General features: G+C 39.2%; 19 protein-coding genes. 10 read left to right on the top strand and 9 right to left on the bottom strand.

Features of this window, described 5'->3' with window-relative positions:
- Nucleotides 1–70: 70 nt before the first annotated feature.
- From ACK1I8_RS19325 to tssO, 7 genes are read right to left on the bottom strand one after another with little or no spacing between them, the layout of a single operon-like run.
- Entirely contained in the window at nucleotides 71–1,459 is a 1,389-nt protein-coding gene (locus ACK1I8_RS19325; protein WP_412466909.1) for a DUF5458 family protein, read from the bottom strand.
- An 18-nt stretch (nucleotides 1,460–1,477) separates the two neighbouring features.
- On the bottom strand, nucleotides 1,478–1,924 hold the full coding sequence (locus tag ACK1I8_RS19320; protein WP_293787926.1) for a hypothetical protein: 447 nt from the start codon (nucleotides 1,922–1,924) through the stop codon (nucleotides 1,478–1,480).
- A gap of 56 nt (nucleotides 1,925–1,980) precedes the next feature.
- Nucleotides 1,981–4,497: an ATP-dependent Clp protease ATP-binding subunit gene (locus ACK1I8_RS19315; RefSeq protein ID WP_412466908.1), complete on the bottom strand. Its 2,517-nt coding sequence runs from the start codon at nucleotides 4,495–4,497 to the stop codon at nucleotides 1,981–1,983.
- Between the two features lie 5 nt (nucleotides 4,498–4,502).
- Nucleotides 4,503–6,878, bottom strand: a complete 2,376-nt coding sequence (gene tssR / locus ACK1I8_RS19310) for a type VI secretion system protein TssR domain-containing protein (protein ID WP_412466907.1) — start codon at nucleotides 6,876–6,878, stop codon at nucleotides 4,503–4,505.
- Between the two features lie 41 nt (nucleotides 6,879–6,919).
- On the bottom strand, nucleotides 6,920–7,903 hold the full coding sequence (locus tag ACK1I8_RS19305) for a PKD domain-containing protein (protein ID WP_412466906.1): 984 nt from the start codon (nucleotides 7,901–7,903) through the stop codon (nucleotides 6,920–6,922).
- Nucleotides 7,904–7,938: 35 nt separating this feature from the next.
- A complete protein-coding gene (locus ACK1I8_RS19300; protein ID WP_293787918.1) occupies nucleotides 7,939–8,424 on the bottom strand; it encodes a type VI secretion system transmembrane protein TssO in 486 nt (161 codons plus the stop codon).
- A 10-nt stretch (nucleotides 8,425–8,434) separates the two neighbouring features.
- Nucleotides 8,435–8,956, bottom strand: coding sequence for a type VI secretion system TssO (gene tssO / locus ACK1I8_RS19295; RefSeq protein ID WP_412466905.1), 522 nt, complete (start codon nucleotides 8,954–8,956; stop codon nucleotides 8,435–8,437).
- 179 nt (nucleotides 8,957–9,135) lie between these two features.
- Here tssO and ACK1I8_RS19290 point away from each other — a divergent pair, with 179 nt between their 5' ends.
- The 3 genes from ACK1I8_RS19290 (at nucleotide 9,136) to ACK1I8_RS19280 (ending at nucleotide 12,541) form a co-directional block, all read left to right on the top strand.
- Nucleotides 9,136–9,570, top strand: coding sequence for a GPW/gp25 family protein (locus ACK1I8_RS19290; protein ID WP_412466904.1), 435 nt, complete (start codon nucleotides 9,136–9,138; stop codon nucleotides 9,568–9,570).
- 26 nt (nucleotides 9,571–9,596) lie between these two features.
- Nucleotides 9,597–11,462: a hypothetical protein gene (locus tag ACK1I8_RS19285; RefSeq protein WP_412466903.1), complete on the top strand. Its 1,866-nt coding sequence runs from the start codon at nucleotides 9,597–9,599 to the stop codon at nucleotides 11,460–11,462.
- Nucleotides 11,463–12,319: 857 nt separating this feature from the next.
- Nucleotides 12,320–12,541, top strand: a complete 222-nt coding sequence (locus tag ACK1I8_RS19280) for a hypothetical protein (RefSeq protein WP_412466902.1) — start codon at nucleotides 12,320–12,322, stop codon at nucleotides 12,539–12,541.
- A 753-nt stretch (nucleotides 12,542–13,294) separates the two neighbouring features.
- Here the strand turns inward: ACK1I8_RS19280 and ACK1I8_RS19275 are convergent.
- On the bottom strand, nucleotides 13,295–14,233 hold the full coding sequence (locus ACK1I8_RS19275) for a type VI secretion system baseplate subunit TssG (protein WP_412466901.1): 939 nt from the start codon (nucleotides 14,231–14,233) through the stop codon (nucleotides 13,295–13,297).
- Nucleotides 14,234–14,348: 115 nt separating this feature from the next.
- On the opposite strand from ACK1I8_RS19275, the gene ACK1I8_RS19270 reads away from it, so the two are divergent.
- Both ACK1I8_RS19270 and ACK1I8_RS19265 read left to right on the top strand, forming a co-directional pair.
- Entirely contained in the window at nucleotides 14,349–15,242 is an 894-nt protein-coding gene (locus ACK1I8_RS19270) for a TssN family type VI secretion system protein (protein ID WP_412466900.1), read from the top strand.
- 18 nt (nucleotides 15,243–15,260) lie between these two features.
- Entirely contained in the window at nucleotides 15,261–16,400 is a 1,140-nt protein-coding gene (locus ACK1I8_RS19265; RefSeq protein ID WP_412466899.1) for a hypothetical protein, read from the top strand.
- Between the two features lie 493 nt (nucleotides 16,401–16,893).
- Here ACK1I8_RS19265 and ACK1I8_RS19260 read toward each other — a convergent pair whose 3' ends face one another.
- Nucleotides 16,894–17,313 carry a hypothetical protein gene (locus ACK1I8_RS19260; RefSeq protein WP_412466898.1) on the bottom strand — a complete coding sequence of 140 codons (420 nt, stop codon included), beginning with the start codon at nucleotides 17,311–17,313 and terminating at the stop codon, nucleotides 16,894–16,896.
- Nucleotides 17,314–17,592: 279 nt separating this feature from the next.
- Between ACK1I8_RS19260 and ACK1I8_RS19255 the strand changes: the two genes are divergently transcribed.
- The 5 genes from ACK1I8_RS19255 (at nucleotide 17,593) to ACK1I8_RS19235 (ending at nucleotide 21,988) form a co-directional block, all read left to right on the top strand.
- Complete coding sequence (locus ACK1I8_RS19255) at nucleotides 17,593–18,360, top strand: glycoside hydrolase family 11 protein (protein ID WP_412466897.1); 768 nt, start codon at nucleotides 17,593–17,595, stop codon at nucleotides 18,358–18,360.
- Nucleotides 18,361–18,480: 120 nt separating this feature from the next.
- On the top strand, nucleotides 18,481–19,002 hold the full coding sequence (locus tag ACK1I8_RS19250) for a hypothetical protein (protein WP_412466896.1): 522 nt from the start codon (nucleotides 18,481–18,483) through the stop codon (nucleotides 19,000–19,002).
- A 724-nt stretch (nucleotides 19,003–19,726) separates the two neighbouring features.
- Nucleotides 19,727–20,500: a hypothetical protein gene (locus ACK1I8_RS19245; RefSeq protein WP_412466895.1), complete on the top strand. Its 774-nt coding sequence runs from the start codon at nucleotides 19,727–19,729 to the stop codon at nucleotides 20,498–20,500.
- Between the two features lie 30 nt (nucleotides 20,501–20,530).
- On the top strand, nucleotides 20,531–21,244 hold the full coding sequence (locus ACK1I8_RS19240) for a hypothetical protein (RefSeq protein ID WP_412466894.1): 714 nt from the start codon (nucleotides 20,531–20,533) through the stop codon (nucleotides 21,242–21,244).
- A gap of 9 nt (nucleotides 21,245–21,253) precedes the next feature.
- Complete coding sequence (locus tag ACK1I8_RS19235; protein WP_412466893.1) at nucleotides 21,254–21,988, top strand: hypothetical protein; 735 nt, start codon at nucleotides 21,254–21,256, stop codon at nucleotides 21,986–21,988.
- The last annotated feature ends 275 nt before the right edge of the window (nucleotides 21,989–22,263 follow it).

The following is a 22,263-nucleotide window of genomic DNA, read 5'->3' as shown; positions in this document are numbered from 1 at the left end:
TTAAGTGTGATGCATACCCCATAAAAAAACCCAACGCCGGGGTTGGGTTTTTATTTTCAGCTACCAAAAACTATTGCTGATTATATTCTGAACTCCAGGTGGTGCTTTCATCTTCACCTTTATGTCCGTCTAGTTTTACCACAAAACTTTTGGCCGGAAAATACGGTGTAATGTGTATATCAAGATGGATCCTGTCTTTTTGTTGCTCATCCCTTTCAAAACGCATAATCTTAAAACGCTCAATCAAGCGGTCAGCACCCTGGATGCCATCCAAAAATTTAACAATCTGGCCACGCAGATCTTGCTCGGTTTTAGAAGTCCAGTTTTCGAAAGCCCTTCTGTTCAGGAAATCGAACAATACTTTGGTGATATAATCGAATACACGTACTACTGAATAGGTTTGTAAACCAATGTTATCACCATTGAATAGTGTTTTAGCCGAGAATGCCATTACTTTGCCATACTCATTTACCATTGGTACCAAACCAACGCGTTCTAAATGAGAAATCTCACTTTTCTTTAAATCGAATTTTACGCCATCAACCTCATTTATAGCACCATGTTTTTTACCCGCTGTAACCTGCGACATTAAGGTGTAATACATTTTACCTGCTAAAGCCGCCGACCCCGGTACGGTAAGATCATCTTCCTCACCTACTTCTGCCACTTTACCGCGGCCCACCAGCCAGTTACAGGTCATGATCACGTTTGATCTAAAGGGATCCCCACCAGTGAAGTTTGCTGCAGTAAATAAATCGAGTACATCATCCGGCTGATCTAAATCGGCAAAGTCGGTTACCAGCATCGCTTTGTTGTTGTGTGCAATTTTAGCCCATCTTTCCAGTACTTTGTTAGATCCCATATAACCCGGAACAACCATCAGCGAATAGTTATTACGAAGATCCAGGCGATCGTAATTTTGTTTTAACTCGTCATCTACATATTCGATAAAACGGGGATTATCAAGGTCTTTGATCTGATCCATTGATGCATTTAACAGCACCACGTTTTTCAGTTTGTCCGATTCGGTATTTTTATAAAATAAATGTACCGATCGATAAGCCTGCTCCAGTTCCCGGGTACTTTCCAGCGCGGTAGCAATGTTTTTATTTAAGTTTTCTTCTGCAGCATTCAGTTTTTCGGTACTTTTTTCAACCATATCGGCTACAGAGTTGGATGACTCAAGCACATCTATCCAAAGCTGGATTTTCTTTTTCAGCTCTTCGCGTTCTTTCTTCTTTTCATCGCCGGTTAAAAAAATCTGTTTCCGTGCTTTTCTTTCCGGATTTAAATTCTGAAGGCCATCAACTGTTGCTTCCAACAAATCGAAACCGCCCACCCTGGCCAGTTTCTCTAAGTTATCTTTAAGTGATGTTTTTTCTATGGTTTTACCCTCTGCCGGTTTAAAACCTGCTTCGGATATATTTTGGTCTGCTTTTAATTCTTGAGGATTTGACATGTTTTCTCAGCGTTTAGATTATTTATTTTGTTCTAACTCATCAACAAAATTCTTCAAAGCACTGATAAAGGCCGATTTGGTTTCTTCATCATCCAATGTCGCTTTTAAGGTTTTGTTCGATTTTAACTGTTTAATTACATTCAGCGACATCTCCCGCTCAATGTTCACATTGGTGAGGTAGTTACTTTGATTAATGATATTTTTTACGCCGAAATCGCCCAGGTCGTTAAAGTTTAAGGTTTCGCTAACCGGAGATCCGTCCTGCTTTTCGAAAGCTACTCTTACATTTGGTTTATAATGCTCGAATACTTCCTTTACGGTTTTTAATCCTTCTACCTTTTCAGGTTTTATCGGTTCGTTATCGGTAAGTTTCTGTACGAAAAGCGTTTTGTTATGGGCAATCTCCGCGAAAGCTTCTGAAGTATCAATTTTTCGCTCGTTACCTCCAATTTCATAGTTAAACATGGTATGTTGATTTAGATTTACGATTAATTTTTTCTAATAATATAATAGTTAACGTTTTAACTCAATTTTTGTTCCAATGTTGCAGCTTCTGGCTCAATAATTTGCCACGTTAGTTTATCCTCTTCCGCATGTTTGCTTACTTTAATCTTCGATCCTTTTTTTAGCTCACCAGAAATGATGTATTTGGAAATTGGCCTGCGCAGCAGATTTCTGATCACTGCCGATAACTGCCTGGCACCATATTTTGGTGTAAAGCCATCTAAAGCAATCATTTTCTTGGCATCTTCTGCGATTTCAAACTCGATACCCATTTTGTTCAACGACTGTACCAGACTGCTCAGTTGAATTTCGAAGATGCGTACCACATTACTTTCGTTAATTGGTGCAAACGGAACAATTTCAGAAATCCGCGCTAAAAATTCAGGGCGGAAATGTCCGGCCATAACCTCCATTAATTGGTTTGAAGCCGGAATAACGCCTTTACCGATCTGTTCTGCTATCCATTCGCTGCCGATATTTGAAGTAAAAAGAATAAGCGAATTACTAAAATCACCTTCTTTTCCTAAACGATCGTGCATATGGCCTTCGTCAAGAATCTGCAAAAAGGTATCGAAAACCGAAGGGTGTGCTTTTTCAATCTCATCGAATAATAGTACAGAGTAAGGCTGCTGCCTGATCTTGTTCACCAATAAGCCACCTTCTTCGTAACCCACATAGCCCGGAGGGGCACCATAAAGCAGGGCGGCACTGTGTTCTTCTTTAAATTCTGACATATCGAACCTGATCATGGCCTTTTCATCGTTAAATAAAAACTCTGCAATTGATTTGGCCAGTTCAGTTTTACCCGTACCGGTTGGGCCTAGTAAAAAGAAAGATCCGATTGGCTGTCCTTTTTTGTTTAGTCCACTTCTCGATTCCAATATGGCATCTGAAACAGCTTTTAAAGCCTGATCTTGCCCTACCACACGTTTTTTTAGGTATTGCTCCATATTGAGCAGTTTCTCCTTTTCGCCAGCCTGCAATTTCCCCATTGGGATGCCTGTTTTATAGGCCACAATTGAAGCAATATCCTGTTTAGTGATGTGGTCGCTTTTTTCAGCTGCATATTTTTTTAACTCCTGCAGGCTGTTATTGATAAAATCTTTGTATTCATCAGCGGTTTCAAAAGCGTCGGTTTGCGTTTCATCAGTTAAACGGCCCAATAAAACCGGACTTAGTTTATTTTGGAGTAATGAATAAAGCCATTTATAATCTGCAAATTGATCGGCTTCTGATTGCTCTGTATCTGCATTCAAGGTCTCCAGCTCCGTTTCCAAACTATCAATGGCCTGATCAGAGGTATCGTTCATCATTTTCATGGCCGCCATAGTCCTGTCTAACAGATCAAAAGCTGAATCAGGCAGCCTTCTATCTTTCATATAACGTTTGGCCAGCCGTACACATTCGCCTAAAGCATCTGGCTCAATGGTTAAGGTATGGTGTTCTTCGTATTTCACAGCCAGTTTCTGCAACATTTTTATGGTGCTTTCTTCATTTGGTTCATTTACCTGAAGCACTTCAAAACGCCTGCTGAAAGCCTGCTCTGGCTCGATAATCTTACGGTACTCATCAATGGTGGTAGCACCAATCACGGTTATTTCGCCACGGGCCAGTTCTGGTTTTAATAAATTGCCAATACCAGCCCCCAAAGGACCTTTGCTATCTAACAACGTGTGAATTTCATCAATAAATAGCACCGCTTTTTCGAACTGTTTTATTTCTTTGATGATGTTTTTCAAACGATCCTCAATTTCACCTTTATAAGATGCGCCTGCAATTAACGATCCTAAATCCAATTCGAAAAGCTGAACTGGTTTTAAACGATCAGGCACGTTCTGGTTTACGATATCAATGGCAAAGCCATCTACCAGAGCAGTTTTGCCCACACCGGCATCGCCAGTTAAAATTACATTGGGTTTGGTTCTGCGGCAAAGAATTTCCATCATCTGCCGGGTTTCCTTATCACGGCCAATTATCGGGTCGGTTTTACCATCCCTAACCATTTGTAAGCGATCCAAACAATATTTATACAGCGCATTACCTGTACTTTTATTTTCTGCACCTGCGGTTGTTTTGTCTGGCGAAACGACCTTCGAAATTTCTTCATCCTTTACATACAGATCTAAAATTTCACGTTCTTTGATTGGGAATGATTTTAACTGATCGGGCTGAAAACCGATGCCGGGTTTTGCCAGTGCAGTTAATACACAAACCGGTGTAATTAAGTCAAGTCCGAGTTTAATACGCACATTGTCGGCTTCTTCGAAAATCACTGCAATTTCTGGCGCACCGCTAACGGTATCGTTCAGACTTGTGGATTTCGCCTGCTCATCTATCCTAACTTCAGCCCACTCGCTGATGTACTCGTCATCTTTTCCGATGGAAGTGATAAAAGATCTTAAACCTACATCTTTATGCATTAAACCTTTGAGCAAATGAGCTGCAGAAAATACTTCATTTCTGTATTCTTTTGCCAGCGACTGTGCAATATGCAAGGCTGTTTTTACCGATTCGCTTAAATTTGTAACTGCCATGGCCTTTAGTTGGTTGGAGGCAATACTGCCGGGTTAAAATTATTTTCGGTAATGTAGTAGTAAATCTTGCCGTTCGAAATAAACTGCTGTTCAATCTGCGTAGCTCTTTTGATCTGCTGAACCGACTGATCCAGTAACTTAATATAAGTTTCGAACTGATCCAGCGGCATTCTGGAAGTACTCTTTAAATCGCTTACTTTATATTTAGATAAAAAATCATTGTTTATAGGCAAACCTGTAACCAATTTAATGTAGTCTGTTAAGGTCATGGCTTTAATATCACCCGATGATATCTTCATACCCAATAATTGTTTAGGCATTCTTACGTAGTTTTTAACCAACTTGCTTCTGAAAGAAGATTGATCTGCCTGCAGGTTTTGTCCTAACATCATCGTAAAAACATCTATAATCTGTTTGTACTCCATATTATTCAGTACAATTGCATATTGTAAGGTAGAGGGGTTATTTTTTACTACATCGGCAGATATATTAGCAGTGGTATAGTATTTAAACGCATTGTGCGGCATACGATCAGCCACCTCCATGCCGACAGGCTGAGGCAATAAAGCTTCCACATCAGCTGACAGGTTTTTACGGGAAATCCCGGTTAAGCGGAAAGCACTGTCCAAAGAGCTGATCTGGTTGTAAATATCCATATTGGTTTCTTTTACAAAACGGCGCAAAGCAATCGTCATACTCTGGTTGGAATTTACCGATCCTTTGGTCGGGAAAACCACCCCTCCTTGTATCAAACTGTTTTTAGGGTAATCCAGGTAGTATGAAATAGAATCTTGCAGACTGGTATTGTAAGGCTGAAAGCTTTTCAAACCTTCACCTTTAACCATTGTATTTTTCCTGTATTCAGCCGCACGGATGGCTGATTCTGAAACCAGTTTACGAGATTGGATTACAAAATCGTTAAACGACTGGTTGAAATCGCTATATACCTGTAAGGCTAAAATACGGGCATCGGCAAGGGCAACCTGCTCGCTCAACTCATTAATAAGATAATTATTGGTACCGCCTGTATTTCCGGTGCTACCTACTAAAATAATTAAATTGGTTTCGTTCTTTTTTGCCTTAAATAACTTTATTCCTTCTTTTAACCCACTAAAAACCGGGCTTTCGGTAATCTCTCCATTACACCTCATGGTATTTTTTGCCTGGTTGGATAAAAAAGTCATTAATTTCCTGTAATCATCCTGAACCGGGCTGACAAAAATACCTTGTTGTCCACAGCCGGTTTCGCCCCGGTACACCACACCACCATAGCTTACCTTCGTACCTTTACCAAAATCGCCCATAATGCTTTCAAATGAACCAATGGTATTGGTCATTCCGGATAAATACTTGGTCATTGAGCTTCCACCATCTACTACAAAAACAACATTTACCTTTGTCTTATTTTTACGCAGATTCAAATAATCCTGATAGGAAAGTGATGAACCGTTGATGGTTAATAGCTTATTGTCTTTTTTATTGTAAACATCTGTTGCGATACCCACCGTTTTGCTGCCTTCGTCATTTGAAACAACAGGTACACTACGCAGGATCAGGTTTTCTCTGGGCAATAGGGGATCTATTACAAAAGCAGTTCCGTTATTAATGCCGTTTTTAATGGCCATTGCCGTAGAATCATCCTTGTCATAATCGCCAGGTTTAGCTGAAGTGATGTATAAACGATCGCCCCAGTGATGTACTGTCTCAGCAGAAACCCATCCATAAATACTTTTTAAGGCGCTATCCGCAACTAATTGATCTTCAGAACCAATCAGGTATTTTTTACCGTCTTCAGATTTTTTATAGATGTAGGCGATTTCGTGCAACCTCACTTTAGCCCTTCTGTCTTTAAGCTCGGGTGTATTGTAAACCAAAATGGAATCGGTAGTATCAAAATAAAATTTTGGTTCGGTTAAGGCATTTTTTCCGTTAACAATACCAATGGCTTTCTCAGCATAACCCGTTTTTTGGTTAGAGAATGCACGTTGCCATAAAAGCAGTTTGGATTTTGCGATCCATCCGTAACTAATGGCACTTTTTTTATCATTTATTTTCCGCCCCCTGATCATCCCCGGTTTATATTTAATCAGTTTCAGGTAACCGTTTTCTTCTTTAGAAACATAAAAAGGTTCCATAAAGCTGATTTTTTTCATGATAAGGCTTCCGCCAGGTGCCGTAGTGGTATAGTTATCTTCACGGTCGGAAAAAACAATCCAGGGCAGACTGCTTCTACCGGTATTATCGTTAATATTTATGGTTTCGGCCGGCTTCTCATAAGATTTAGGCATATATTTTACTTTTTTGCCAAAGGATGCCGGAGATTGTGCATAGGCAAACGATATTCCCAATAATAGGATAGTTAAGGCATAATATTTTTTCATATTCTTAGTGGATGAGCTTAAAATTAGGTGAAGATGTTAATCTATTTTGTTTTTGCCGGAGCTGCGTCAGTAGCTGCTGTTGCTGCAGGCTGGGCCATTCCCGAATGTTGTTTAATATTTAATAAACTGGCACAGGTAGAATTTGGCTTAATGGTTAATTGGGCCTCATCTACTGCTATCTCGCCCCCAAATGTTAAACCCATACAATACGAATAAATATCAGTCTGTTTTTTCTTACCGTTCATTTCTACATTTACAGTTACCTTTTCATTGTTGCACATGTATTTGTTAATGAGGTAGTAGTAATTAGAATTAAAGTCTGCGCCGTTGGCTATGGCCTGCAAGCGGGCCCTGATATCGTCGATGGTTTTACGTTCTCCATCACCAGGGGCAACCAGATCTTCTACTATCTCTGCATTGGGATCAGTAATCAACACAGTTAAAAAAGCAGGCTTACGGGCTTTATCAGACCGCAGACGGACTACATATTTTCCTGGGGTACGGTAAGTATACAGGGCGGTTTTTCCTTTTACATCAACGCGGCCGGTTTCGCCGAAAGCCCATTCAAAATCTTTTCCAGGACCATCACCTTCGAGCCTGATCTCTTCGTTAACCAAACCGGCTGTTGGGCCGCTAATGGTTAGAATACTGTCCACAACAGGTGTATGCACGGTATCGCGTACCGTAACCGGAAATTCCTGGCGCAGTTCACCATCAACAGTTAGACGAACGATATAAGTGTCGGGCTTGGTATAATGATAAGTACCGGTTTTTGTGGTGGCTTTTTCGCCATTACCAAATTCCCATAACCATTTGGAGGCTTTTGGGGTATTATCGGTAAAAACCAAATCTTCATTTAAATAAATTTCATCCTTAAGGATTCTCGCATCAATTTTCCTTTTTTCGAATAATGAACTCTTGAATAAGAAAATAAGGCCTGTTAAGAGCAATACAGCCAACAGGATGTAAAGGATAACATAGCCCTGCGAATTTGAATTAACTTGCTTGGTGTTTGTTTCAGACATAGGTAGCGTTTTTTATAGGTTGTTTTTGGTAATATTTATCTTGCCGATATCGTTTGCTGCAACTGACGCCTGTTGGTAATGCAATCATCTAATTGCCTTTTGTGCAGCTCGATATCTGAAATGTTTCTATTTTGTTCCTGTCTATCATAAAATAATCTATCGTATAACTGAGCGGTCTGCACAAAGATTTTATACCGCGAATCTGATGCTTTACGATCAAACGCAGCTTTGATCGAACCTAATGAAAGCTGAATATCGTTCTTCAAAAAAACGGCCTGAACATTTGGGTTATAACGGGTAATCTGTTTAAAAGTCGTATCAATGGTGGGCATGGTTTCTTTAACCATGTTTTCAAATGCTTCGTTCTCATTGATCTTAACTTCGAGTTCTTCCTTGGAAATTTCGTACCGCGATTTATCGCTATAAAAAATCCCAAAGCTCAAAAGCCCAACAGTAAAAACGAACAAAGCCATAAAAAACAAAAATTGTTCGCGCCTTTCCTTTATGCTCAATTTTATCATATCTTTTTAATTACCTGCCGTATCTACCGTTTCTGATCTTTTGTGCTGCTGATTGGTTCGCTTTCTGGCATTCGTTTATCCGTTCTTTATACCGCTGTATATCGCTCCTTGATTGAAAAAGCGAATCTTGTAAATCGGCCATGGCACCGACATTTTTGTTTAGTTTTTCATACAGATCAAAACTCGGACTTGGTTCGGTTTTTTTAGAAATCAATTCTTTTATCCTGTTATTGGCACTCTGAATATCACTGAGTAAAATACTTTGTTTGCTCATTTCATTTGCATTATAATCGCGATATTGGGCAAGCTCTTTAAAACGGACCTGAATAAGATCAAAATTTGTATTGATATCTTTTCTTAAGTAAGAAAGTTTATCGGTTTCTTTTACTTTTTTATCAAGTAAGCTGTACTCATAATCAGAAGCTGCAAAAAAGAGATAAATGCAAAGAATAGAGAATAATGTAAGCAGTACAAAGTCTAAGATAAATTTGGTGTAAGCACTCCTGATTTCGATGGCGTTAATGGGTTTCATAGCAGGTTAATGGTTTCACATAACAATAGCTTAATGATTAATCTGACATCAAATCGGCATAAAATCACACATTTTTGTTCAAATTATCACCGTACTATAACAATTTTTAATATTTGTTGTTTGGTTATAAAAACGATTTTATTTCTTTTATTTTTAACAAACTTTAAGCCAAACCGTCTATGTCTGAAAACTTTTATCACAAACCCTTCAGATTTAAGTCCATCTTTTCAGGTAATGGCCTTCAGCCAACAGACCTTGGTAAATCGATTTCAAACCACATAGAGCTGATTATTTTTACCCGCTTTGGGGAACATAGATACCGTAACGATTTTGGGTGCGAGATATGGGATCTTGATTTCGAATTAATTGTAAGTGAAAGCATCTGGGAGGAAAAATTTCGAAAATCGTTACTAAAATCAATTACCGACAATGAGTTCAGGATATATGATACTTCAGTAGAAGTACACATTACCGAAGTAGAAAATGTGTATCCATTACGTAAAATAACCGAGATCAAAAAAAAGGTTGATATCAGCGTAAGGGCACTGATAAAAACTACAGGAGAAAAATATTTTTTCAATACCGCTTTATTTCTTAGCCCATTATCAACCTAAACCAGAACGCTCAAAATATTCTACACATGAAGCCAGTTTTTTATTCATCAAAAGATGAAATCAGAAATAGAATTTTAAAAAATGCCGAAGATTTTTGGAATGTTAAAGACAGTAATGATTTTGATCCGCTTGTAAAGCTGATTATTGATGCCCTGAGCAACGAACTTTTTAACGTATCTAATGATGTAAAAAACCTGGAAAATAGGATTTTCGATAAAATTAGCCGTATTCTGGCTCCTGATCATCTAACCTCCTCTTTACCTGCACATGCCATTATCCATGCCAGACCTATTGAAGAAGAAGATTATCTTTCGCCATATACCCAGTTTGCGTTTAAGAAAAATATTCTGCAGGAAAATGATAAGGCTAAAAAAGCAGATATTTTCTTTAGTCCTTTGCATACGGTAAAAGTTAAAAATGCTGCTATAAGATATATCGCCACCGGAACTACACTTTTTAATGTAGAACAAATGAGTAAGCAGCCGGTGTTAAACACTTTGCCTGGTTTTTCTATAGAGAAAAATACCCTCTACATTGGTTTTACCGGCATAAAAAACTGGATGGACTTTAATAAACTGAATTTATTTTTTGATTGGAAAAATTATTCGGTGCCTGAAAATACTTATGATCTTTTATCATTGGGCAAATGGTTCTATAAGGATAACGAAATTACGGCTTATACGGAGAGGTTTATGGACGAGCCCTTAACCGGTAAAGCTGAAGCTCCGTTTCATCACAAACAGTTACTTAATCGGATTAAGGCCGATGTATTACAATTTTACAGCAACAGATTTATTACCCTTGGCGATCTTAATGATTTTAATATTGATGACAGCAGGGAATTACCAGCTACTTTTTCAAACATTTTCCAACCAAATGCTTTAAATCAGATTGATCCAAAAGTAAAATGGCTAAAGGTAGTTTTCCCCGCAGCCATTAATCAGGAAATGCTGAATGAACTCCATATCTACATCAATGCTTTTCCTGTGGTAAATAAAAAGTTAAGCCAGATTAAACACCGGCTTAAAACCATGAACAATATTATCCCGATTAAAACCGAAGCGATGGATCAGATGTTGGCGGTAGAAAATCTGAAAGATAATAAAGGCAAAAGTTACAACGAAATTCCTTATACCAATGAAAATGATAAGGGCGACGGTTCCTTTTCCATCAGATATGGTGGCACGGAGCGTTTTGATACCAGAAACGCAAAAGAGCTGGTCGATTATCTGTTTGAACTGCTCAGGGATGAGAAAGCTTCATTCTCTGCATATGGTCCGGATTTTTTAAGCACGGTTCTTAAAAATTTAGAACAAAATATCGCACTTATCGAACAAAAGAGCCGTTCGGCATTAAAAGATATCAAAGAATTACCGAGTTATATTGTATTAAAACCGATTGACGATGCTGATATTTTATTTTTAGATATCTGGGTTACACAGGCGGAAGAGGCCAACCACATTAATGCAGGCAGCCGGTTAGCACTATACGATAATAACAAGGTAAATGCTGAAAGTATTTTTTTGTTGAGCCAGACAAAAGGAGGCCGATCGAAGCTAAATGCCACAAACAGCGTACAGGCCTATAAATATGGGTTGACCACGGCAGACCGGATTATTACCAAAGCAGACGTCATTAATTTTTGCCGTTACGAACTGGGCAACAAAATAAAAGGTATTACACTGGCCAAAGGCATTATTATGGATAACAAGCCGAATGCAGGTTTTATTAAAACTACAGATATTGTCATCGAACCGGCAGACAACCTTCAACTTAGCGCACAAGATTGGGAAGAGATTTTGAGTCTTACCCTGGCAAAATTGAATTTAAGAAGCACGATGAATGTGCATTACCGGTTAATGTTGAAACCAGCATGGTATAGGGCAGTATAATGATCGGTGTCCCATCTCGATCAGATTGCTATCCTGTTATTATGATATCCTTCTATCGCGCTATGCCGCGGTGGCGTGGTAGTTTTTCGTTGTCGTTAGTTGGTTTAGCTGTTACTCAAGAATGCTAAGCATTTTGTGGCGCCAAAGTATCCAAAGCGCGTTGTCCATCCGGCGATGAGCCCTTTGCACAATGCCTTGCGCATCAAAAAAACAGCGGCACATCATTCTTTCGGGATTGACAGCGTCCTTAGTTAAAATCCGTGTTTTATTAAAGCTAGTGAGTAAAACGCCAAAAACTATTCTAAAAAAAGGTGTCAACACGGTAGGATGAAAATCTGGAGCTACTTAATGTAATCCTGTTTAGTAGGTCAGTGTTGACTTTTAAGGTTTTATATTTCCAAAATGCACTATCTGTTGTTCCTAAACCCGATAAAACGGAAAGCCCGGAGCGCAGCGAGGACTTGAAGAGATAGCGGGGCTGCCAACCGCCATAGGAGTAGATCTGTTCATTTCCAAAACCCCTAAATAGTGCCTTTCCGTGTCAGCTACATTTGATGTCTGTTTTTTGGAAAGCAAAACCTGAAGCTGCATTTAATGTTCGCCGAGCTTTCCGCTATAGTCCCGATGAAAAATCGGGAGCTGCCACTGCAATCCCGTTTATATAGGTAGGTCAGTGCTACTATTTGAGGTTTCATTAAGCCTAAAATCTACCATGTTTCGTTCCTAAACCCGATAGAACGGAAAGCCCGGAGCGCAGCGAAGACTTGAAGAGATAGCGGGGCTGTCAACCGCCATAGGAGTAGAACTGTTCATTTCCAAAACCCCTAAATAGTGCCTCTCCGTGTCAGCTACATTTGATGTCTGTTTTTTGGAAAGCAAAACCTGAAGCTGCATTTAATGTTCGCCGGGCTTTCCGCTATAGTCCCGATGAAAAATCGGGAGCTGCCACTTTAATCCCGTTTAGTTACGCAGGTTGGGGGTTACTATTTGGGGTTTTATGGAGCCTAGTTGCACCGCCCTTCGTTCCTAAACCCGATAAAACGGAAAGCCCGGAGCGCAGTGAAGACTTAAGGGGATAGCGGGACTGCCAAACGCCATAGGAGTAGAACTGTTCATTTCCAAAACCCCTAAATAATGCCTTTCCGTGTCAGCCACATTTGATGTCTGTTTTTTCGAAAGCAAAACCTGAAGCTGCATTTAATGTTCGCCGGGCTTTCCGCTATAGTCCCGATGAAAAATCGGGAGCTGCCACTTTAATCCCGTTTAGTTACGCAGGTTGGGGGTACTATATGGAGTTGTATGGAGCCTAGTTGCACCGCCCTTCGTTCCTAAACCCGATAAAACGGAAAGCCCGGAGCGCAGCGAGGACTTGAAGGGATAGCGGGGCTGCCAACCGCCATAGGAGTAGAATTGTTCATTTCCAAAATCCCTAAATAGTGCCGTTCCGTGTCAGCTACATTTGATGTCTGTTTTTGGAAAGCAAAACCTGAAGCTGCATTTAATGTTCGCCGGGCTTTCCGTTATAGTCCCGATGAAAAATCAGGAGCTGCCACTTTAATCCCGTTTAGTTACGCAGGTTGGGGGTACTATTTGGAGTTGTATGGAGCCTAGTTGCACCGCCCTTCGTTCCTAAACCCGATAAAACGGAAAGCCCGGAGCGCAGCGAGGACTTGAAGGGATAGCGGGGCTGCCAACCGCCATAGGAGTAGAACTGTTCATTTCCAAAACCCCTAAATAGTGCCTTTCCGTGTCAGCTACATTTGATGTCTGTTTTTTGGAAAGCAAAACCTGAAGCTGCATATATAGGATCCGATCAGCTATCAAATGAAATTTTAAAGATATACGGTATAACCAAGATAAGCACGCTCACCATCTGCACTTAATACCGTCTCCTGAAAATCGGGCGCAGTAAGGAGCTCAACATTTACCTCTGCATCTACAGGCATCAAATAGCTTATGGCCATATCCAAAATGGCTCTGTTTTTCTGCCCTGGAATAAAATTCACCAATTCCTGCGGGAAAGTTGGCCCAATATTAATATTGAACGATTCATTTTCCGGGGTAAAACTATCTCCTATAATGGTATCAATGCCCAGTGCGCCCGAGCCCAGCTGGATCTGCAGATCGTCTGCAATTTTTATGGGCTTAACATGAGCTGTAGCATTTACAATGGCGATAGGCAGATTAAACAATGCGGTAAGTACTTTAGAAACAAAATCGATATCGTTTCTTTTTTGTTGGATCTCTGGTAACAGGTGCATCCAGATAATACTCTGCTCCTTGTTGAGAAGGTTAAATTCGTCCCATCCAAATTCAAAAATCCGGCCTAAATCAGAATAAGTTGTTTTTTTATCGAGCATATTTTCATAAAGCTCGGTCATGATCCTTACATGATTGATTTCGGCGTCAAACGGGGTAAAAAATAATCGGGCCTCTTTTTCTTCTTCCCTCCGTTCCCTGATATCCTTGATCATCGATTCTTCATCCATGCCGGCACTACCGGTTGGTGGCCGGTGGAAAAGACCTTCAGGCAGCATATCATATAAGCCTTCCCTATTCGTATGTATCCGAACGCGGTCGTGCCTTCTTTTTTCAGAATAATAAACACTTGTACTTTCAATATCTTTTGAAAAAGCCCGCTTATCGGGGCCTAACGGAATAATTTCGATGCGATCGGCTGCTATAACATCACGTTCTATCAAATCGGCAGCATGGGCTACTGCTTTGTAATCTGTAAAGAGGTCATTATTAATAAAAGTTTCTTTTTTCATGTAAACTTTAAGCTTGCATTTTTGTTATAGGATTAAATTTTTGTTATCGAAAAAAATAAGAATCATATCAAATACTAAAGATACTATATTTGTAGTGCATCATCTATAAAAATTAATGGACGTTAAATCATTTTTTATTCGCTTTCTCCTGTTTCCGCTGATCTTTATGGTCTCAACGGCGGTACTCTCTATCATCAACAAGAAGAACCAATTTCTAAACAACAAAAAACTTATTGTAAGTGTTCTGATTATCGGCATTATTTTAGCGATTCCAGGTTTTTTGGGCTTCCTCAACTTTAATTTTATGCCCTGGGGCTATATTATATGCTGTATTTTTTACCTTCTGACGGGCATTGTGTTTGTTTATTTACTTACAAAATATTACCCGAAAGATTTGCTGGAACGTAAGGTATTTATTTTTTTCGCCACCTTGGTTGCGGCCATTTTATCGGTCTATTTGTATCAACTTGCCTTCAATTGGTTAAGTTCAGTAAATTTTGGCTGGTTTGGTGCGGGCAGCATTGCCTGTTTCTTTGTTCCGCTTCTTTTCTGGTGGGCCTATGTTTCCCTGCTGAGCATTCCTTCAGAAATCTACAAAATATGGAAGTATCCTGATACACCTTTAGATATCAATATGGATCATGTAGATTTCAACAGGCTTTTGGTGCTGGAGTTAGAACTTTATAAAAGAAGCACCGACCCGGAACCATTAAAAGTGAAAGTTAAAGCTGTAGAAAACATGAACTTCGGTATCTGGTTTCATAAGTTTATTGACGATTACAACCTGAAGTTTGCCAAAAGCCCTGTGGAGTTCAGAAGCGATGACCATGAGAATTATAAATGGATTTTCTTTATTAAAACTTCCTTTTTTAAACGTAATATTTTCATAGATCCTGATCTGGATATCATTGAAAACGGTATTACGGAGAAAATGACCATTTATGCAAAACGCGTATCAGAAAACATAAATAAGCCTAACGAAGTTGGAGAAAGTGCTATATTTATCTAATCTATAAAAACATTTATCATGATAAAGCCGCTGAAATATAAATCCATCAACTGGATTAATGGCATGAAACTTTCCAGTGATCATTTCACGGTAAGCGATCTCTATTTGCAGGATTTTGTCAGAGATGCCGTATCGCTACAGCTCAATAGCAGCAATTACGGATTTTTACCCCCATTTGCGGGTTATAAAAGTTCACACGACATCGAAATAATCGAAAAGGCAACCAATCATATCGAAATCAGGGTGAGGTATTGTAACGCTGTTACACCCGAGGGCTGCCACATTGATATTACACAATCCGACAACATGGACACCTTGGTTCATAACCATTATTTTGGCCAGTCAGAACCCCGTAACTATGTAATTCTGCTGGTTGTGAGTCCATTTAACCGCGTACCCACAGGTACACCAAATCCTGAAGAAAGCCCGATCCGCTATCCTGAATTGGCTAAAAGCTATTCTATCACCGTTTTGCCTGAAAGTGAAGTGAGTTCACAAACGGCAGACAGCTATTTTTTAACGATTGGACAGGTTTATTACGAGAACGGAAGATTGTCCATCAACACTAATTATATTCCGCCAAGCTCAACCATAACCAGCCATCCGGCATTGATCAGATATTATGAGTCTTTCAGTGTTTTACTAAACGATTTGCAGCTGGCTGCTTTCAAAATCATTGATAAAACGGGAGGACGCGACAATATTACACCGCTTGGCAAAAATATCCGTCTGATTTCTGAAAAGATTGTGGATTATATTGCAGGCTTATTCTACGAATACAGAAATATTGCGCACCGCGAATCGCCCGTTGTTTTGACCGGTTATTTTTCTAGTCTGGCGCATATCTTTTTTACTGCCATCAAACTGATTGATCCGCGCGAAAGGGAAGAGTTGCTCAAATATTTTTACGAATGGAAAGATGTTACGCCAGGAAATTTTGAAGAGCTTTTGGCCAAAACCATCGAATTGGTTTACGATCATAAGCAGATTAATAACAGTATGGTAATGGTAAGCGAATTTATGAACGTATTAGTCGCCCTTTGGAATAAACTAAGTGGACTAGAATACATTGGTCAGCGTAAAGAAAATATCGTAGTTGCCGAACAGCAGGTGGTACAACAGGTACAGGCCAGAAAAACCTGGACATTGCTGGATTAGAACTATTTCTCGGAGTAAATTTTATAATGGAGCTGTACCAACTAAAAATAGGTACAGCTTTTTTGTTGATTCAAAATTAAGGGTAATTTATCTGGATTTTGCATAGTTACCTGAATCCAATTTTAATGGTCCCTGTAAGACATTTTCAATTCAGAGTCGTCACCCTGAACCGAGCCTTGGCGAGCTCACCGAAGGTAATTCATTTCAGGGTCTTGCATGCTAAAAAGATGTTGACCACGCAGTAGCTACAAGGCAATTGAAAATGCTAGCGCTACTTGTAAAATAAATTCAGCATGACGAATAGAGCGAAATCAATCGCCTTTAAAACACTATTTTTAACAAGTAATTATCAAATTCAGGTTAGTATTGAAATGCCAGATCAATTTTAAGGTTGGTCATTCTGTATTTTACCATTGACAGACCTTAAAAAAGTCGTCTGCAATGACGATTCCTCGGAGAGATTTATTTCAATTAGATGCTACCGTCAATCATATTAATTGAAAGCAACTTGATCTGGTCCAGAGATTTTAACAATGTGACATGCACATTTACCCCCACTTACTTTAACAACAACAGACTTCGTTTGCTGGGTATCTACAGCAGTACCCATAATTTTCAAATCATCCCCCTGTTCTGATAAGTCGGCTTTATTTTGGTCATCAACAATAATAAACACACCTTTCGTGGTGTTGGTAGAAATACTCGAATTAGCCATTATGCGCTTCCCTGTACGTTGGTTGATTACATCGAAATCCTTTACTTCAATACCAGACCCCTTATTATCTACGAATTTTATCATTATGGAAGCAAATTCCTCAGTACAGATCTTGTCCCCGCAATCAGAAGTCGTTTTATTTTTTTTACAGGTTAGTAGCGTAATACCCACCAATAATGCGAGCGTTATTTTTTTCATTATCTATTTGTTTTTTAATCAAAATGATGCAACTTATTAAAACGCTATATGGAAAGTTACGAATGAGCCACATTGAAAAAAAACCTGGGCAGAAAGATAATTATTAGTCCATTACCTTTTGTTCTTTACTATGATGAAATATAAATAAAAAACTACAATATAATAAAATTAAAAATACACGTAATGTATAAACATTTGTATAACAAATTTGCTGATTATTAGCTACCTACCGAATCTTAATACATTTATTTTGCTTCCCTAACCAATTTATTTTTAATTATGAGAAAACGAAACTCATTGACAGGTGTAACCAGGAAGGTTACTTTTGTTGTAGCTGCAACCTTAGCGTTTGCAGGCACTTCAGGTTTAACCGGCTGTAAAAAAAATGAAAAGACAGAGCCGGAGACCACTATTGCTCAACCTCCTTCCGACAAAGCTGTTGCCTCAGTAGAATCTTATCAATCGGGTACACACAACGGCTTCTTTTGGTCGCTTTGGAAGAGTGATGGTGCAACTGGCACAGTTAACTACGCCAATGGCATCGGTGGAAATTACAGTGTTAACTGGAATGGATTTAACGGTAATTTCACTTGCGGCAAAGGTTATTCGGTTGGGTCGCCAACCTATAAGATAGGATATAACCTGGGCGCCTACTCAAATTCTGGAGGGGGTACTTTTGGCTGGTATGGATGGAGCAGAAGCCCTTATTATGAATATTATGTGAATGAAACCTGGGGTGCAGTTTCACCGCATGATGGTACTTACCTGGGTACATTTGAAACCGATGGCGCCGGTTATAATGTATGGACCCGATGGATGACAGGCAAAAACATCGACGGTGGTGATGGTTTCAGGCAGATTTACAGCTCAAGGGTTACGAAAACGTCTACCGGGCAAAACCACACCATTACTTTTGCCAACCACTATAATAAGTGGCAAAGCTTAGGGCATACACTTGGTCAGCTAAATATTCCGGCTATCATGGTTTCCGAAACATGGGGCACCAATACAAACGGCAACATTAACTGTACTATCTGGGCACAATAACATCTGTTTAACTACTCACAAAACATTACTGCCTGGCCATAAGCCGGGCAATAATATACCATAGCTGCTTTCTAATCTCTTATCCGGATTAAACTGTCTTCAATATTTAATTTTTTTAACATGAGATCCATCCTTTATTCTCTAGCTTTTTTTATTTTCATCCTTTCGGCATGCGATTCACCAAATCCTAAAAATAGAGATGGAAATAAAAAATCAATGATCGGAAAATGGCATCGGTTTTCCACAGCAAATGGCTATAGCGAATTTGATATTGATTCTCAATATGTAGTTTTTTATAACCAGAAAGTTGGCCGTTTCAGGCTTCCTTACAAAATAGAAAATGATTCTTTAAAATACCTCACAAAGGATTATCAGGCGAAGATTACAGATTATGGCGACTCTGTTATTTTAGATGGAAATGATGGCACGCAAGCCGTTCTGTACCGATTTAAAGCGCCAGACATTCCTTTTAAAACTATACCTGAAGAAAAAGATTCGTCATCTTTTGCACTATACATTGCTCATTTTGATAAAAGATTATTAGGCGCGTTTGAGAAAGCCGGAATCAAGATTTCTAACCCAACGGAAGAACAAAAACTTCAGGCCTACGAAGAATTGTTAAAAAAGAAAGCAGTAAAATAGGTGAAAATTCTCTAATCGTGTTTGGATAACCTACCTTTCCGAATTACCAAAATGATAGTTTTTATGCAATATTTTTAATTGGTGAATATGTATGCCAGTCGCCTATTTCTGTTGCGAATGATTAGCTCGACGCGCAGAAAAAAACACGTAAACCATTAATTTGAAGTTTTCACGTAAATTAAATGAATGGATTTTTGTTTTCCTGACCAATGGAACAAAACACTTATTGTATAAATTTAACCATCTACCGAAAGCCCCGTCATGTAGCCTTAGGCCTACCAATTCTACTTTCCTTACTGGATTTATTTTTTCATAAACCAATGATAGCCATCACCTGCGCCAAAATTTCAATGATCAATACAGGATTAACATTTTAAAAAAGGGCTCAAACCAATTGACATTTTTTATGAAACATATAGTTTCAATTTAGAACAAAAACAATCATTTTTGTTCTAAATTGAAATATTAACTATATTTGCGAAACAATTTATTTCAAAAAATGTCTTGTTTTGTTTCGTTCCCGTCTTTAATATAAACACGAATATTAGTCGTATTACTTAGGTATAGATTTAAATATTTATGAAAGATCGGTATAAGAATATACAGTTTATATACATCGAAATTCGCTATTGACCTGAACCATCCGGATAAGCATTTTTCGAAAACTACATTCAGCGCATACAACTCGAGATGTTACGATTATTAATACTAAAAACTTAAAAGGATGATTAAAAACAAACTTTTTAATATAATCTTGCCGCTATCTCTAACCGCTACATCTTTAACCCCTACGTTTTCACAAGTGAAGATCGCAAACTCTAACGGCACGGCTAACCAGGGAGCGATTTTGGACGTTGAAAGTACAAACCGAGGCTTTTTGACCCCCAGGATATATTTAAACAATGCATTAATGCGGCTAAACGGCGTTATCCCCGCAGAAGGCACGATCATCTTTTCTACCAATTGGAGCGGTGATGGAAATCTTGGCGGACTCTTTATATGGAAGGGCGGAAAATGGGAACCGTTTGATAATACAAAAAAAATTGTTGCAAGCCACATAACAGTAACGAAAGGATATGGACAGAATCTCGTAGTCGGGAACAACGATATAATCTGGGAATCTGCGCCAGATATCTTACAGCCGACGGGCGATTCGCCCATGTGGTCCTCATCAAACCCTACCAAAATCATCATACGACGCAAAGGCTTATATTTTGTTTCAGGCAGTTGCAGACTCGAAAATGCGGTTACCGGTGAGTTGCGATATTTTGCCATTTTAAAAAATAATCAGCAAACATCAGGTGTGGGCTACAATACATATGGTGTTACGGATAGTGGATATAGATTGACATTTAACACATCTACTACTATTTACTGCGAGGCAGGCGACGAGATTAAACTAACATGCTTTAGCGCTAACAATAAACCTCTTGTTGCTCCCGGCGGGCTTCCTACGACACGAATGAGTGTCACACAGATATCTACCAGGACGAATTAATAATGATATTTCTTAAATCTTATAATGAATATGAAAAAGAAAACTTTACTAATAATTATCTATATAGTCACCCAGAACACCTTATGGGCCCAAATGAAAATCGGAGGATCTGGTGCTCCCAATACCGGAGCAATGCTAGAACTGGAAGCGTCAAATAAAGGCTTCCTACCACCCCGTATTAACCTTACAAGTCTCACTATGGCACTTAACGGCATCACACCCGCAGACGGAATGATGATCTACTCAACAAATACCACTACAGGTACCGGTGTCGGGTTATATGTTTGGTATAATGGCCGCTGGAACAGGATGATAGAAAAAATTAAAAATTCCACTAATGCCCGTTTTACTGCACTTAATGCAACTGCAACTAACGGCATACAATGGGACCCTGTTTATATTAATCAGCCTTCCGAACTTGCGCCTATGTATTATGCAGCCGATCCGGCTCAGATATGGATAAGAACAGAGGGACTATATTTAATCTCAGCAAGTTTTCGACAAATAATCGTCAGCACATCTTCTATCACCATCGGCAGCATAACCATCAGCATCAATGGAATTGCTAGCGGCAAGGCTGAATTTTATAATAAAAACACAGACGTCATGAGCCCAACGTATACCGGGTTACACTATTTACAAGCAGGAGATTACATCAGAATAATATCTGATCCTGTAGGTACGCCACTTAACGATGGCGGTACCCAGTTAGCCATTACGCAAATACCATTAACAACTTTCTAATTGTCCGTTATGAAAAAAACAATTTTACTTACTTGCACTTTGTTAATCAATATATATATTGTTAAGGCACAAGTAAAAATAGGCGCCAACACCCCTCCAGCAGCAAGTAGCATTTTAGAGCTGGAAAGTACCAACCGTGGTTTTTTACCACCACGCATAAACTTAACCAGCCCCACTATGGCCTTAAATGGAGTTACTCCAACTGATGGCATGGTTGTATTCAACACCAACACCTCATCAGGATTAGGGGGATTATGCACCTGGCACCATAATCAGTGGAATAAAATTATTGACTCCAGAACTACAGGCACTTTGACCAGCTTTGTGATATTAAAGGGCGCCTCCCAATCTTTACCAGGACTCCAAACCACACGATTAAATTATGAATCAATTATCAAAAGTCAATCCAGCGGGTCAGACGCTCCGATGTTCACCAGCGGCAATGCCATTACCATCAGAAGATCCGGGGTATACTGTATTACTGCAAACCTTCAGATACAAGTCACAAATAGTGGTTCGGGAATAGTAGAACGGTATCTAGTTATTGAAAAAAACACCGTACAGATGGCAGCATCAAGCTCTTACAATAATCAAAACCAAGTCTTAAACGCCTCAACAACGGTTTACTGTAGCGCAGGCGATGTTATACGGGTTTGTTACACCAGTGGAGCAAGTGTGTTGGCCGTATCCAGCCCATTTAGCTGGTGCGCAGTTGCGCAGATGCCAGCTTCAGAATTTGAGTAATCAATTTGCCCTTTAGCTTGGAGCATAACCGAACCATAAACAATATGTAATTACTGCTTAAAGTATAAATCTATAGAATAACCAAAAGATTGCTCAAATGTTTACTCTTAGAACTAATTTCAAATAGCAAATCTTGTCCCTGTCATTTTACATCATCATGTTACCAGGCAAAGAAAATACCGGCAAATACAGTCGAGGTGTTTAATTACTTAAAAGCTCATCTACAAATGTATAAGCTATAATTAATAAGCATTTGTACCGTTTAATTGCTCACC

This window comes from Pedobacter sp. KLB.chiD (assembly GCF_047040275.1).
GTDB lineage: Bacteria > Bacteroidota > Bacteroidia > Sphingobacteriales > Sphingobacteriaceae > Pedobacter.
Note: the sequence above shows the minus strand (reverse complement) of the source record. Positions and strands in the feature narration are given on the sequence as shown.